General features: G+C 67.4%; 10 protein-coding genes, 1 other RNA gene and 2 pseudogenes. 4 read left to right on the top strand and 9 right to left on the bottom strand.

Annotated elements, in window-relative coordinates:
* The 4 genes and pseudogenes from B128_RS12120 to nrfH form a co-directional block, all read right to left on the bottom strand.
* Positions 1-192: pseudogene (locus tag B128_RS12120) on the bottom strand (hypothetical protein); the annotation flags it as partial.
* Between the two features lie 83 nt (positions 193-275).
* Positions 276-1,061: a carbohydrate ABC transporter permease gene (locus tag B128_RS0100940; protein ID WP_026174912.1), complete on the bottom strand. Its 786-nt coding sequence runs from the start codon at positions 1,059-1,061 to the stop codon at positions 276-278.
* A 60-nt stretch (positions 1,062-1,121) separates the two neighbouring features.
* A complete protein-coding gene (locus B128_RS0100935) occupies positions 1,122-2,423 on the bottom strand; it encodes an ammonia-forming cytochrome c nitrite reductase subunit c552 (protein WP_026174911.1) in 1,302 nt (433 codons plus the stop codon).
* Positions 2,424-2,432: 9 nt separating this feature from the next.
* Positions 2,433-2,891 (bottom strand): cytochrome c nitrite reductase small subunit, encoded by a 459-nt coding sequence (gene nrfH / locus B128_RS0100930; protein WP_018110425.1) that lies wholly within the window; start codon positions 2,889-2,891, stop codon positions 2,433-2,435.
* A 106-nt stretch (positions 2,892-2,997) separates the two neighbouring features.
* Between nrfH and B128_RS0100925 the strand changes: the two genes are divergently transcribed.
* Positions 2,998-4,218, top strand: coding sequence for a CaiB/BaiF CoA transferase family protein (locus B128_RS0100925; RefSeq protein ID WP_018110424.1), 1,221 nt, complete (start codon positions 2,998-3,000; stop codon positions 4,216-4,218).
* A 73-nt stretch (positions 4,219-4,291) separates the two neighbouring features.
* On the opposite strand, the gene ffs is transcribed toward B128_RS0100925, so the two are convergent.
* Positions 4,292-4,386, bottom strand: an RNA gene (gene ffs / locus B128_RS12535) — signal recognition particle sRNA small type.
* A 19-nt stretch (positions 4,387-4,405) separates the two neighbouring features.
* On the opposite strand from ffs, the gene B128_RS0100920 reads away from it, so the two are divergent.
* Together B128_RS0100920 and B128_RS0100915 are read left to right on the top strand one after the other, a co-directional pair.
* On the top strand, positions 4,406-5,284 hold the full coding sequence (locus B128_RS0100920; RefSeq protein ID WP_018110423.1) for an ABC transporter ATP-binding protein: 879 nt from the start codon (positions 4,406-4,408) through the stop codon (positions 5,282-5,284).
* The gene (locus tag B128_RS0100915; protein ID WP_018110422.1) at positions 5,277-6,047 is read left to right on the top strand and encodes an ABC transporter permease; all 771 of its coding nucleotides are present in this window, start codon (positions 5,277-5,279) and stop codon (positions 6,045-6,047) included. The genes B128_RS0100920 and B128_RS0100915 overlap by 8 nt, the downstream gene beginning before the upstream one ends.
* Here the strand turns inward: B128_RS0100915 and B128_RS0100910 are convergent.
* Complete coding sequence (locus B128_RS0100910; protein ID WP_018110421.1) at positions 6,044-7,138, bottom strand: aminopeptidase; 1,095 nt, start codon at positions 7,136-7,138, stop codon at positions 6,044-6,046. The genes B128_RS0100915 and B128_RS0100910 overlap by 4 nt on opposite strands.
* A gap of 20 nt (positions 7,139-7,158) precedes the next feature.
* Between B128_RS0100910 and B128_RS0100905 the strand changes: the two genes are divergently transcribed.
* A complete protein-coding gene (locus B128_RS0100905; RefSeq protein WP_018110420.1) occupies positions 7,159-8,253 on the top strand; it encodes an E3 binding domain-containing protein in 1,095 nt (364 codons plus the stop codon).
* Here the strand turns inward: B128_RS0100905 and uvrB are convergent.
* From uvrB to B128_RS12115, 3 genes and pseudogenes are all read right to left on the bottom strand, one after another.
* Complete coding sequence (uvrB, locus tag B128_RS0100900) at positions 8,250-10,253, bottom strand: excinuclease ABC subunit UvrB (protein WP_018110419.1); 2,004 nt, start codon at positions 10,251-10,253, stop codon at positions 8,250-8,252. The two genes, B128_RS0100905 and uvrB, sit on opposite strands and share 4 nt — an antisense overlap.
* Positions 10,254-10,331: 78 nt before the next feature.
* A complete protein-coding gene (locus tag B128_RS0100895; RefSeq protein ID WP_026174910.1) occupies positions 10,332-13,076 on the bottom strand; it encodes an S-layer homology domain-containing protein in 2,745 nt (914 codons plus the stop codon).
* A gap of 176 nt (positions 13,077-13,252) precedes the next feature.
* Positions 13,253-13,521: pseudogene (locus B128_RS12115) on the bottom strand (hypothetical protein); the annotation flags it as partial.

The raw sequence follows: 13,521 nt of genomic DNA, 5'->3' as shown, positions 1-13,521 counted from the left end.
GCGTTCGCTGGAGAAGCCCAGGAGGGCGCGGACCAGGTGGAAGAGAAAGAGGCTGAGGTCGGAGAAGGTCCTGGGCCTGCCGGGTTTTCTCTCCCCTTCTGGCAAGCGGGCTTGGAGCCATGCCTGGAGCAGGGGGACCAGTTCCTCCAGGGACAGGGGTAGGATGGAAGGGGGCGTCTGGTGTTCTTCCACAGCTCACCAAGCGCCCCCTTTTCCTTTGGCTTGTCAAGGGGGTATGCATTGAATATCCGAAAGGGGGGTCCTCTTAAACCATTTTAGCCCTTAAGCCCCTCCTCAAAGGTGGCCACCACCCTTCGCTCAAAGAGGAGGTAGAGGAGGGCGATGGGCAGGATGGAAAGGAGGGCCGCCGCGGAAAGCAGGCCCCAGTCCGTGGGGTACTTGCGCTGGAGGTCCGTGAGCCAGGTCTGCAGGGTCCAAAGCCTAGGGTCCGAGACCACCACCCGGGGGTAGAGGACCAGGTTCCAGTGAGCGGCAAAGGCCAAAACCCCCGCGGCCACCAGGGTGGGCCGCACCAGGGGAAGGAGGACGCGGAAAAGCACCACCCGGTGCCCGGCCCCGTCCAGCCGGGCCGCCTCCAAAAGCTCCTCGGGCACCCCCCGCATGGCCCCGTAGACCAGGTAGATGACGAAGGGGCTGGCGGCAAAGGGCAGGACCAGGGCCAAGGCGGTGTCCAGAAGGGAAAGCCCCTTGAGGATGCCGTAAAGGGGCACCAGCAAAAGCTCGGCGGGCACGGCCATGAGCACCAGGTAAAAGGGAAGGAAGCCCAGCCCCACCCTCAGGGCATAGGCGGCCAAAAGGGCCGTGAGGAGCTGAAGGGCCACCACCCCGGAGGAAAGGCCTAAGGAGAAGAAAAGCCGCTCCCAGAAGCCCTCCTTGGCCAAGCCCCGCACGTTCTCCAGGCTGAAGCCCAGCTTAGAAAAAATCTCCCCAGAATAGACCGCCTCCTTGGGCATGAAGGCGGCGTAGGCCATCCAAAGGAAGGGTAGGGCCACGAAGAGGAGGGCGGCCAAGACCAGGAGGTGCTTCAGGAGCCGGACCACGGCCTCCACTATACAAAAGCCCGCCCCTTCCGGGGCGGGCCAGAGGAGGTGATCCCAGTTTTACTTTTCCCGCAAAGCCCGCTCGGCGGCCAGCTGGGCCTGCCGGGCCAGGTCCACGGCATGGGCCAGGATGCGGGCCGCCTCCTGTGGGCTGTGGAAGCCCATGCTGTTTTCGGCGTCTATGAAGTCCCAGCGGAGCTGGGCCGCACGATGGAGCCTGCGGGCCTCTTCCAGCTTGGCCTCAGGGACCCCAGCTTCCTTTGCTTTCTGCAAGGTGGTGATAGCCGCCTCCAAGGCCTTTTCCGTGGTGGTGAGGAGCTCCTTGGTGCGATCCTGGATGGACTTCACCCGCTCCAGAAGCTCCGCCTCCGGCACCCGGTGGCAGGTCTGGCAGCTCTGGGCGATGTTGGTAAGGGGGCTGCGGATCCAGTGGTCGCTGATTTTCATCCCACCCACCCGCATATAGGGCATGTGGCAGTCAGCGCAGGCCACCCCGGCCTTGTAGTGAACGCTGGTGGTGAAGAGCTCGTACTCGGGGTGCTGGATCTTGATCATGGGAGCCCCGGTGAGGGCGTGGTTCCAGTCCTTGAAGCCATAGGTATCGTAGTGGGCCTCTATGGCCTCCACCGTGAGCCCTTTAGACCAGGGGAAGGTGAGGGTCTTGCCCTCTCCCAGGAAGTAGTACTCTACATGGCACTGGGCGCAGACCAGAGAACGCATCTCCTGCCTCGAGGCCTGCCGCCAGTCCTTGCCCTGGAGTTTAAGGGCGTTTTCCAAGGCGGGCCGGGTGATGCGCAGGGCCATGGTCTTGGGGTCGTGGCAGTCGGCGCAGGTCACCCCAAGATGCCCTCCCGCCGCTAAACGCTCACGGAATTGGTTGTAGGGGGTGCGGTTGAGCTCGTCCCAGCCCATCTCCGCCACCAGCTTGACGAACTCCCCCGAGTGGCAGTTCAGGCAGGCCCCTGGCTGCTTGAACTCCGTGGTGCGCTTGGTGTGGAACTGGTCCAGCTGAGCGTAGTGGTGCCCGCGGTCTTCCTTGTAGTCTACGGAAAAGGGCATGTTGGCCCAAGCGATCTTCAGAAAAGGCTTGGCCTCCAGCTTGTCGTACCGGGTGCTGCCGCCGTAGGCGGTACGCCCGTAGTCCTCCTGGGTGCGCAAAAAGCGGTCGTAGTGCAAGGGGAAATTCTTTCCCCAGACTGCCGGATCCACCTCCAGCTCCCCGATCTCCACCAGCTTCAAGGGGTACTGCTTGGCCTCCGCCTGGCGTTTCACGATGGTGGCCAGCACATATCCCACCCCCACACCCAGGAGCACGAAGACTGCCAGAACGCCTATTATCCGCAACCATCCGCTTCCCTTCATAGCCTCACCTCACTTCAGCCCCCTGTGCCCCACGTTGCCGTGGCAGGCGGTGCAGTTCAGGTCCTCGGGGCCGTACACCCCGGGCCTCAGGAGCATGGCCTCCACCACCGGGCGGTGACAGGCCACGCAGTTTTCCAGGGCGATGGCGCGGTTGCCGGGCGTGGCCACGATGGGCTCGGGGAAGCGCCCCGTGGTGAAAGCCACGCTGTGGCGCAAGCCGCTGACCGCCTTGGTAGCCCACTTGCCCAGGAAGGTGTGGGGCATGTGGCAGTCATTGCAACTAGCCCAGTTACGATGGCTGGAGTGTTGCCAGGACTCGTACTCCTCCCGCATGACATGGCAGTTGACACAGGCCTCTGGGCGGTCGCTCAGGTAGGACCATCCCTTGCCCTGGTAAAAGGCATACCCTCCCATGCCCAGCAGGAAGCCCAGACCTGCCACCCCCACGATTAGGCGCAGTGCCTTCATACGACCCCTGGAGAGGACAATATACCCCCAGCCAAACCCCCCTCAAGGGTAAAATGTCCCCCGCTTCCTCAAGCCCCCACCCCTGTCCCTGGCGTAAGATGCCCCCATGAGGCCCCTGGCTGGCATCCGGGTTCTGGACCTCTCCCGCGTCCTGGCTGGCCCCCTCTGCACCCTGATCCTGGCCGACCTGGGGGCCGAGGTCATCAAGGTGGAGCCCCCCTGGGGGGACGAGACCCGGGGGTGGGGCCCCCCCTTCGTCCAGGGGGAAAGCGCCTACTTCCTGGCGGTGAACCGGGGCAAGCGAAGCCTGGCCCTGGACCTGAAGGCCAGGGAGGGCCAGGAGGTGGTGCGCCGGCTTGCCGCCCAGGCGGACGTCCTGGTGGAAAACTTCAAGACGGGAGACCTCCGGCGCTACGGCCTGGACTACGCCAGTCTAAAGGAGCTCAACCCCCGTTTGGTCTACCTCTCCATCACCGGCTTCGGCCACACGGGGCCCAGGGCCTCCGAGCCCGGTTACGACGCCGCCCTGCAGGGCTACACCGGCATCATGTCCGTGACCGGGGAGCCCCAGGGCCCCCCCATGAAGGTGGGGGTGGCCTGGATCGACGTGATGACGGGCATGATGGGGGCGGTGGCGGTGCTCTCCGCCCTTTGGGAACGGGAGAAAAGCGGCCTTGGCCAGCACATAGACCTCTCCCTCTTTGACGTGGGCCTCTTCGCCCTGGCCAACCTGGGGGAAAGCTACCTCCTCACGGGGAAAGCCCCGGGGCGGCTGGGAAACGCCCACGCCCAGATCGTCCCCTACGGAGCCTTCCCCGCCGCGGACGGGTGGCTGGTGCTGGCCGTGGGCAACGACGAGCAGTTTGCCCGCCTGTGCGGGGTGCTGGGGCTACCCGAGTTGCAGGAGCGCTTCCCCCAAAACGCCCAGCGGGTGGAGCACCGCCAGGAGGTGGTGGAGGCGGTATCAGAGCGGCTGAAGACGAAGCCCCGGGCCCACTGGCTGGAACGCCTGCGGGCCGCCGGGGTACCCGCAGCCCCGGTGAACGACCTAAGGGAGGCCTTCCAGGACCCCCAGGCGGAGGCCCGGGGCGCGGTGTGGACCCTGGACCACCCCCTCCTGGGCCCCCTGCCCACCCTGGCCAACCCCTTGCGCTTCCTCTCCCGGACCCCGGCGGCCCCCTCCCTTCCCCCGCCCCTTCTGGGGGAACATAGCGAGGCCCTCTTGCGAGAAGCGGGCTTTTCCCCGGAGGAGGTGGCGGCCCTTGTGGAAAAGGGGGTGGTGCGCCTGGCGCCCCGGAGGGGGGAGGGCGGGAAAGAGGCTTTCTGAAGGGGGTTTCTTCGCGAGTTTGTTTTGCCCAAGGCGTTTGAGGCCTGTGGATAACCCTGTGGATAAACCGCCCCCGGCTACCCAGCGGCACCCGACCCGTGGCGCTTAGGGCTGCTTCCTTCCGGACCTGACCCGGTTCACGCCCGGACCGCCGCGCTGGACCGGGGGCTTGGGTAGTATAGCACCCATGGAAGCCCTGAGGCTAGAGGGCATCGGCAAGCGGTACGGCCGTAAGCCCATCCTCGAGGGGGTGAGCCTGGCCGTGCGCCCGGGGGAGGTCTACGCCCTGGCGGGCCCCAACGGCTCGGGCAAGACCACCCTGATCCGCCTGGTGACCGGCCTGGCCTTCCCCACGGCAGGCCGCGCCCTGGTCCTGGGGGAAGACGTGCACAAAAACCCCGGGGCCCGGCGCCACCTGGGGGCGGTGGTGGAGGCCCCCGCGGCCTTCTACCCCTACCTCACCGGCCGGGAGAACCTCAGGATGCACGCCCACCTGGCGGGGGTGCGGGAGGAGGGCCGGCTGGGGGAGGTCCTGGCCCGGTTGCGGCTTCTGGCGGTGGCCGACCAGAAGGTGGGAAGCTACTCCCTGGGCCAGCGACAACGCCTGGGCCTGGCGGCAGCCATCCTGCCCCGGCCCAAGGTCCTGGTGCTGGACGAGCCCACCAGCGGCCTGGACCCCGAGGGGGTGGCCCTGGTCCACGGCCTCCTGCGGGAGCTGGCCCAGGAAGGGGTGGCGGTCCTCCTCTCCACCCACCACCTGCAGGAGGTGGCCCAGTACGCCCACAAGGTGGGGATCCTGGGGGGCGGGCGGCTTTTGGACGAGGTGGCCCTCTCGGGGAAGGAGGCCTACCGCCTCGAGGCCGATCCCCCGGAGGGCGCCCTGGCCCTCCTCAAAACCCTGCCCCAGGTGCGCTCCGCGCGGCTACAGGGAAGGGCCCTGGTCTTTGAGGGAGACCCCGAGGCGGCCCTAAGGGCCCTTCTGCAGGAGGGCTACCGGGTGCGGGCCCTCCACCCCCAGCGCTTTGACCTGATGGCCTACTACCAGGAGCGGGTGAAACATGCTTAGGCTCTTCGCCTTTGAGGTCTATAAGCTCTTTCGCCTCCGTTCCGTGCAGCTTGGCCTGCTGGCCGCCTTCCTCCTGCCCTTCCTCTGGGCGTTGGCCCCCGGGCTCAAGGAGGTCTACGGCCTGGTCCTGGCCTCGGGCTGGCAGGTGGTGGCCTTGAGCCTCCTGGCGGGCATGGAGTTCCTCTTCCCCTTCCTGGTGGTCATGGCCGCCAGTGAGGCCCTGGGAAGCGAGGTGGCCCAGGGCACCCTCAAAAGCCTCCTCCTCCGCCCCCTCCCCCGGAGCCTCCTCCTCCTGGCCAAGCTCCTGGCCCTCTTCCTCTACCCCTTCGTCCTCCTGGCGGTGAGCTTCCTGGGGGGGCTCCTGGCCGGCCTGCCCCACGGCCTGGGCCCCTTCTACGGGGGCACGGGGGTGGGGGCAGGGGGGTTCGCCGGGGTGGGGCTTCTCCTCCCTCCTCAGGCCCTGGCCGAGCTCCTCCGGGCCCACCTTCTGGCAGGGGCCGTGCTCCTGCCCCTGGTGGCCCTGGCCCTCCTCTACGCCACGGTCTTCCTCTCCACCACCGCCAGCGCCCTGGCCGCGGTGGCCACCCTGCTCCTCATGCGCCTCCTGGTGGCCTTCCCCGCCCTCACCCCCTTCCTCCTCACCACCTATTTGGACCTCCACCTGCGGCCGGAGGCCGCGGGCCTGGGGCTTCCCCTCCTTTTCATCTACACCCTGGGCTTCGCCTTCCTGGCGGCCTTGGTCTTTGAGCGCAAGGACCTCTAGGCCTCCCAGGGGTGGGGCACGGGAAGGCCCACGAAGCGCCCGGCCACCAGAAGGGGCTCCCCGTCCAGGAGAAGCTCCCCCTCCTTGAGGGAAAGCACCAGGTCCAGGTGCAGGGCGCTTTCGTTCCTCCCCCCGGTCTCGGGGTAGCTCCGGCCCAGGGCCAGGTGGACCGTGCCCCCCATCTTCTCGTCCAGGAGGATGAGGCCGGTGGGGCGGTCAAGGCCGAAGTTGGTGCCGATGCCCACCTCGCCGAGCCGCCTGGCCCCCTCGTCGGTGGATAGGGCGGCCTCCAGGTAGTCCGCCCCCACCTCGGCCCTGGCCTCCACCACCTGCCCTTCCTGGAAGCGCAGGTAGACCCCCTCCACCCGCCTCCCCCCCACGAAGGCGGGCAGGTTGAAGCGCACCTCCCCCTGGGCCGAGTCCTCCAGGGGCCCGGTGAAGACCTCCCCCGAGGGCATGTTGCGCCGCCCGTCGGAGTTCACCCAGGTCCTTCCCGCCACGGAAAGGCGGAGGTCGGTACCTGGGGCCCGGATGCGGAGCGCTTTACCCTGGGAAAGCCGTCCCACCAGGGCCTCCTGGAAGCGGGAAAGGGCCTGCCAGGCGGCCACGGGGTCGGGGCGGTCCAGGAAGAGGGCCCGCTCCAGATAGGCGCGGAACTCCTCCGTGCCCATCCCCGCCCCCACGGCGTAGCCCACCGTGGGGTAGAGGGTGAGGGCCCAGCGCTTCCTGAGGCGGAGCTCGGCCAAGGGACGCCAGGCCTGGCTGTGGCGCACCGCCAGGGCCGGGTCCAGGGAAGAGGCCTCCAGGGGGTTTTCCGCGGAGAGGATGCGCAGGAACTTGTCCGCCTTCTCGTAAAGCGCCCGTTCGGCCTGGGGGATCTCCTCCAGCCACCGCCCCCCATGGCGGAGGAAGTCCCGCCCCTCCCCGGGGTAGCTGAGGCGGAAGAGGGGGTAAGCCCCCCGGGCCAGGAGGGTGCGCTTCAGGGGCGGGAGGAGGGGCAGGGCGGGGGTTTCCGCCTCCACCAGGACCACCTCCCCCGGCTGGGCCTCGAGGCAGTAATCCGCAAGGAGCGTCGCGAAGCGTTCCTCCACCCTGCTATCATAGGGCTAAGATGGAAGAACCGAGGATCACGCCCCTGGCCCGCCGGCTTGCGGAGGAAAACGGCATAGACTGGCGCCGGCTCCAGGGCACAGGCCCCGATGGAACCATTGTGGAGCGGGACATCCTGGCCTTCCTGGCCAAGGTGATGGCGGGGGAGGTGGACCTGCCCCCCATGCCCGAGGAACCGCCCCCCCAAGTGCCGGAGGCCGACCTGAGGCGGGCCCAGGAGGCCCTGGGGCGCGAGGGGGTGGACCTGGCCGACCTCCTCCCCGAACCCCCCAAGGCCCCTACCCTGGAGGTGGAGGAGGTGGCGGAGGAAGCCCTGGACCTGGAGCCCGCCCTCCTGGAGGACCTGGAGCTGGACCTGGAAGAGGCCCCCCTCTTGGCCGAAGAACCCCCACTTCCAGCCGAAGCCTGGGAGGAGGCTCCCCCCAAGCCCGCCCCCAGCCCCCTGGAGGAGGAGCTGGAGGCCCTCCTGGCCGAAGAGGCCGCCCTCCCGGAAGCGGCCCCGGAGGAGGCGCTCGAGGAGGCCTTTTTCCTGGAGGAAACCCCGGCCGACCTGCTGGAGGAGCCCCTGGAGGAGGTTCTGGCGGAGCTGGAGGCCAGTCCTCCTCCTGTCCCGGAAGCCCCCCTAGCCCCCGCATCCGGCCTGGTGGCTTCTCCCGCCCCCCAGGTGGCCGCAAAGGCCCTTCGGGTCTATCGGCGCACGGTGGGCATGGAAGCCTTGGGGCAGGCCCTGGCGGCCTTCCACCGGCTCCACGGGGTGCCCGAGACCCCGCTTCCTTTCCTCCTCAAGGCGGCCGAAAGGGCCCTGGCGGAGCTTGAAATTCCTCTAAGGCCCCTCTTGGGCCGGGTGGAAGGGGATGGGGTGCGGGGCCTGCGGCCGGCGTCCAGCTTCCTGGCCCTCTTCCGCCAGGAGGAGGGGGAGGAGGGAGAAGGGCTCCTCTGCTTCTTCGGCGAGGAGGAGCTCCACACCGGCCGCCCCAGCCTTTTTCTCTCCCCCGAAGGCATCCTGGCCGCCTCGGGCCTGGAGGCTCCTTTGGCCCAGAAGCTCCTGGAGCGGGTGGCCCTCTACCTGGAAAACCTCGTCCTCCTCCTGGCCTAGCGCCGCCGGCGCCTGCGCCGGTTCCCCGGCACCGGTTCGGAGACCTTCAGCCCCTGGAGGTGGGCCTCCAGGGCCCTGAGCTCGTCCCGGAGCTTGGCCGCCCGCTCAAAGTCCAAAGCCTCCGCCGCCTGCCACATGAGAAGCTCCAGCTCGGCGATGCGTTCCTTTAGGTCCTCCTTGGCCAGGGCGTCCAGGTCCTCCGCGGGGGCCTCGAGGGCCTCGGGACGGATCACGGGGCGCACCTCCTTGCGCACCGTCTCCGGGACGATGCCGTGCTCCCGGTTGTAAGCCTCCTGCAACGCCCGGCGGCGGTTGGTCTCCTGGATGGCCCTCTCCATGGCCTCGGAGACCTGGTCGGCGTAGAGCCACACCTCCCCCCGGGCGTTGCGCGCCGCCCGGCCGATGGTCTGGATGAGGCTCCGCTCGCTCCGCAAAAACCCCGTCTTGTCGGCGTCCAGGATGGCCACCAGGGAGACCTCGGGCAGGTCCAGGCCCTCCCGCAGGAGGTTGATGCCCACCAGGCAGTCGTAGTGGCCCAGGCGCAGGTCCCGCACCAGGGCCTGGCGCTCAAAGGCGTCCAGCTCGTGATGCAGGTAGCGGGCCCGGATGCCGTGCTCCACCAAAAAGCTGGTGAGCTCCTCGGCCATGCGTACGGTGAGCACCGTGACCAGGGTGCGCTCCCCCCGGCTGGCCCGCTCGCGGATGCCCTCCATGAGGTCCAGGATCTGGTTCTCCGTGGGCTTCACCCGCACCAGGGGGTCCAGGAGGCCCGTGGGGCGGATGATCTGCTCCACTACGCGCCCCGAGTGGGCCAGCTCAAAGGGCCCCGGGGTGGCGCTCACGAAGACCACCTGGGAAACCCGCTCCAAGAACTCCTCAAAGCGAAGGGGGCGGTTGTCCAGGGCCGAAGGCAGGCGGAAGCCGTAGTCCACCAGGGTCTTCTTGCGCACGTAGTCCCCCCGGTACATCCCCTGGAGCTGGGGCACGGTCACGTGGGACTCGTCCAGGAAGACCAGGAAGTCCTCCGGAAAGTAGTCCAGGAGGGTGTAGGGGGGCTCCCCCGGGGCCTTGCCGGTGAAGTAGCGGGCGTAGTTCTCCACCCCCGGGCAGGTACCCATGACCCTAAGCATCTCCAGGTCGTAAAGGGTGCGCTCCTTGAGGCGCTGGGCGTAGAGCACCTCGCCCCTTTCCTCAAAGTAGCGCACCCGCTCCTCCAGCTCCTTGCGGATCTCCTCCAGGATGGCCTCGAGGCCCTCCGGGGAGAGGTAGTGGGTGGCAGGGAAGAGGACGAAGCCGGGAAGCTCCCTTAGGCGCTCCCCCGTGATGGGGTGCACCTGGAAGATGCGCTCCACCTCGTCCCCGAAGAGCTCCACCCGCAGGGGCTCGGTCTCGTAGGCGGGGAAGACCTCCAGCACCTCCCCCCGGGCCCGGAAGCGGCCCGGGGCCAGGTCTATCTCATTGCGCTCGTAGCCCAGCTCCAGAAGCCTCTCCAGAAGGGCCTCCCGGGGGTAGGTGGCCCCCCGTTCCACCACCAGGTTGCGCGCCCGGTACTCCCTGGGGTCCCCCAGGCCGTAGATGGCCGAGACCGAGGCCACCACGATCACGTCCCGCCGGGTGAGGAGGCTGCGGGTGGTGGAGTGCCTGAGGCGCTCAATCTCGGGGTTGATGCTGGCGTCCTTCTCAATGTAGAGGTCGCGGCCCGGCACGTAGGCCTCGGGCTGGTAGTAGTCGTAGTAGCTGATGAAGTACTCCACGGCGTTTTCCGGGAAGAGCTCCCGAAACTCCGCGGCCAGCTGGGCGGCCAGGATTTTGTTGGGGGCCAGGACCAGGGCCGGCCGGCCCATGGCCTCTATCACCTTGGCCATGGTTACGGTCTTCCCCGTGCCCGTGGCCCCAAGGAGCGTGATGAAGCGCTCCCCCTCCCTCAGGGCCTCCACCAGCTCCCGGGTGGCCCGGGGCTGGTCCCCCTTGGGGGTGGGACCCCGGTAGCGGAAGGTCATCCTTACCAGTTTAGGGGAAAAGGCCGGGGCCTAAAAGAAACCCCCGCCCCGAAGGGCGGGGGCCGGGGACGCTAGGCCTTAGAAGTTCACCGTGTACTGGATGCGGAAGACGCTGCCAAAGTTGCCGGTGGCAGTACGGTTGAAGAGATCGGTGAAGAGATTGCCCAGGTCCTGGTCTTTGAAGAAGCCGTAGGTGAAGGCCAGGTCCCAGTAAGTCCAGGTGACGTAGACGCCGGAGAGGGTGCCCGCAGGCGCAGTGCCAGGGTTGGCGTAAAGGCGGTCCACGCTGGGGTCAAAGGCGCTATCCGTATCGTTGGCGGAGGGCTTGACACCCAAGGTACCCGTGGTGGTGTACTGGGCCGCCTTGACCTCGAGGACGCTCTTGTCAAAGAGGAACTGGCCGAACTTCACCCCGAAGCCGTACTTCAGCTCGGTGCCCGTGGCCTGGGTCTCGCGGTAGGCCACCTCACCGGTAAGGCTGGGGTTCAAGGGGAGGCCCGCCAGGCTAAGGCCGCCCCGGATGCCGCCCTTCAGGGTCTGGCCCGCAGCAGCGTTCTGGAGGTTGCTGTCGTTGTAGCGGAAGACCACCTTGTCCACGCTGAGGGGCCCAAGGGCTAGGCCGCCGAAGTCGCCGAAAACCGCCAAAGCATCCGTCTGGGTAGCGTTCAAAAGGGTGCGGTTGGTGTAGCTGGCGGTGAGGTTCAGGCCCTGGATGAGGGCACCCTTGGCCTTGCCGTCGTGGCTCAGGGTGGCCACGATGGCGCTAGCGTAGTCGGTAAGGCCGGAAGGGCCAGGAACCCCAGCGAAGTTGTAGGTGGTGGGGAACCACTCACCTGCAGTGTTGCTGGCCAGGGTGGCCCGGGCGCTCAGGTTGAAGCCGGCAGGCAGGCCGAGGCCCAGGGTGGCACGGAAAGCGCTGGCGCTGGGGGTGCCGAAGGTGGTGTCCATCTGGACGTTGTAGAGGAGGCCCAGGTTCAGGCCCAGAACGGGCAGGCCCGCCTCCGCGGTGAAGCCGCGTTGGTTGTCCCGGAAGGGGTTGTCCGCATCCAGGCTGAGGCCGGCGGGATTGCTGGCACCGGCATCGAAGCCCCGGGCGCTGAACTTGATGGGGCCAGCCTCACCCCTCAGGTAGGCACCCTCCTGGTAGGAGGACAGAATGTTAGCCCCGTAGCGGAAGTATTCCCCGGACAACTTGGCAAAGCCCAGGTCCACAGAGGCGTCCACACCCGCCACCTCAGCAAAGGCCACATCGTGCTGGGCGTAGGAAGCCCCGATGGAGAAGCCCTGGATGGGCGCCAGGGAGAGGCGTATGGCCTTGAAGTAGTCAAAGTTGAGCGTAGTGGGATCCTTCTCCCCGTAAGCCGCTGTGAGGGTGCCACCCAGGGGCAGGCCCTTCAGGGTGGCCACGAAGCCATGGCCGAGGCTGTTCTTCTCGTTGTCCATCACGTACTCGGTGAACTTGGTGTTCACCGACTGACCGAAGACGAAGGATAGTGTCTGCCCCTGAGCAATCTCCAGGGTGGTCTTCACAGAGTCCACCGCAAGGCCAAGGTTGTAAAGAGTGGTACCCGCACCGTTGTAGGGGTTGGGGTTGTTCTGACCAATAGGCCCGGTGGTAGGCGTGCCCAGGCGGATACTGAACTGGAAGAGACCGGGGTAGGTGTTGGCCCCCCCAGAGGACCTGGCATCCAGCTTACCCGTCTGAATGGTCAGGTTGAGGAGAGCAGAGGTGGAACCAGAGGTGCTGTTGATGGCGGCATCAGCGTCATCCACCACCTGGCCGTCTCCATCTACATCCGCAGTGGAGAGAATGGTGCCGGTAATCAAACGGTCGTAGTCATAGCCAGCGAAGCCACCTGCCACCGCATCACGTGCATCGTAGCGCAACCTTAAGCTACCGCTGATGGTGAAGGCGTTCCGCTCCAGGGTGGCCACCTTGCCGGAAAGGGTGCCCACGGTGCCCTCCAGCCTGGCCACCTTCTCGGAGAGGTTCACCAGGTCGGAGCGCAGGGCGGCCACGAACTCCTGCACCGCGGCCACGTCCTCGCGGGTGGCGAACTCCTCAAAGTCAATGGACCCAAGCTGGGCCTTGAGGTCGGCCAGCCCCTTCTCCAGGGCGGTGGCCCGATCCTGCAGGGTGAGGACGTCCTGGTTGAGGAGGACGGCCAGCTCGTTCAGGGCCTGGATGGCCTGGGCGCTGGCCTCCACCTGGGTGGAAAGAGCCGCCAGGTCACCCTTCACGCCCTCCACGTCCTGGGCCAGGGCATCAAGCTGCTCGGCCAGCTGCTGGGCCTGGGCCAAGGCGGTGTCCGCGGCGATGGAGGCGGCCTCCACCCGGTCGGCTAGGTCCTGCAGGGCAGCGGCGTCCATGCCGGGCTCGGGGGCCGGCTGGGCCTTTAGCTCGGCGATCAGGGCCTCGAGGCGGGCGATGTCCTCCTTGGTGGCGGCGCTGTCCTCAAGGGCCGAGACCCGCACGCCCAGGGCGGCCAGCTCCGCAGCCAGCTCCTGGACCGCGTTCTTCAGAGTCTCCAGCTCCTCAGCGGAAAGGGCCTCCATGGTGGGGGAGGTGCCTTGGGCCTTGAGCTCCTTCTCGATCTGCTGCAGGAGGCGGTAGATGATGAGGGCCGCCTGGTAGCGGGTGAGGTTCTCGTTGCCCCGGAAGGTGCCATCGGGGAAGCCAATGACAAGCCCCTTGGCCGCCAGGGCCTCCACCGCCTCCTTGGCCCAGTGCCCGGCGGGCACGTCGGAGAATTGGGCCAGACCGAACCCCATGGAGAGGACGGTCAAAAGCCCTGCCAGTAGCATCACTAGCCTTTTCTTCATACTTCCTTACACCCCCTTTAGGGTTTCGGAAGCGTCCTTTTGGGCGAGTTTCCGCGTTTCCTCCCCAAAAGGTGCCTTCCGGGACGCAAGACCAAGCTCTACAAACGGCTTCTACCTTGCGTCCGCCGCTATCATAAAAGCCTCACCCGGGCCTTGTCAAGCACCGGGGGGCTTGCCTAGTAAATTGCCTTGTACCCCGGAGGGGGCGGGAGAAGGGAGAGAAGAACCCTAAGGCCGTAGGCGATGAGCTCCAAAAGCGCCCGCGCCATGGCCGTCCAAGGCTTCCGCTCCCAAAGGTNCCCCCCACCCAGCCGCGTCTTCATCCCCCCAAACACCCCCTCCACCACCCCGCGAAACCGGTACACCTCGGGGTCCCACCCCTCCCGCGCCCGCACCCGCGCCTCCTCCCTGGCCTCGCCCCCGCCCCGAAGCCGGATCACCGGCC

The organism is Thermus igniterrae ATCC 700962, from assembly GCF_000376265.1.
GTDB lineage: Bacteria > Deinococcota > Deinococci > Deinococcales > Thermaceae > Thermus > Thermus igniterrae.
This window is presented reverse-complemented; position numbering and strand designations above follow the sequence as displayed.

Bases quoted from the DNA above. Each gene is read 5' to 3' on its own strand.
- B128_RS0100935 (WP_026174911.1), bottom strand. From the start codon at position 2,423: ATGAAGGGAAGCGGATGGTTGCGGATAATAGGCGTTCTGGCAGTCTTC.
- nrfH (WP_018110425.1), bottom strand. From the start codon at position 2,891: ATGAAGGCACTGCGCCTAATCGTGGGGGTGGCAGGTCTGGGCTTCCTG.
- B128_RS0100925 (WP_018110424.1), top strand. From the start codon at position 2,998: ATGAGGCCCCTGGCTGGCATCCGGGTTCTGGACCTCTCCCGCGTCCTG.
- B128_RS0100920 (WP_018110423.1), top strand. From the start codon at position 4,406: ATGGAAGCCCTGAGGCTAGAGGGCATCGGCAAGCGGTACGGCCGTAAG.
- B128_RS0100915 (WP_018110422.1), top strand. From the start codon at position 5,277: ATGCTTAGGCTCTTCGCCTTTGAGGTCTATAAGCTCTTTCGCCTCCGT.
- B128_RS0100905 (WP_018110420.1), top strand. From the start codon at position 7,159: ATGGAAGAACCGAGGATCACGCCCCTGGCCCGCCGGCTTGCGGAGGAA.
- uvrB (WP_018110419.1), bottom strand. From the start codon at position 10,253: ATGACCTTCCGCTACCGGGGTCCCACCCCCAAGGGGGACCAGCCCCGG.
- B128_RS0100895 (WP_026174910.1), bottom strand. From the start codon at position 13,076: ATGAAGAAAAGGCTAGTGATGCTACTGGCAGGGCTTTTGACCGTCCTC.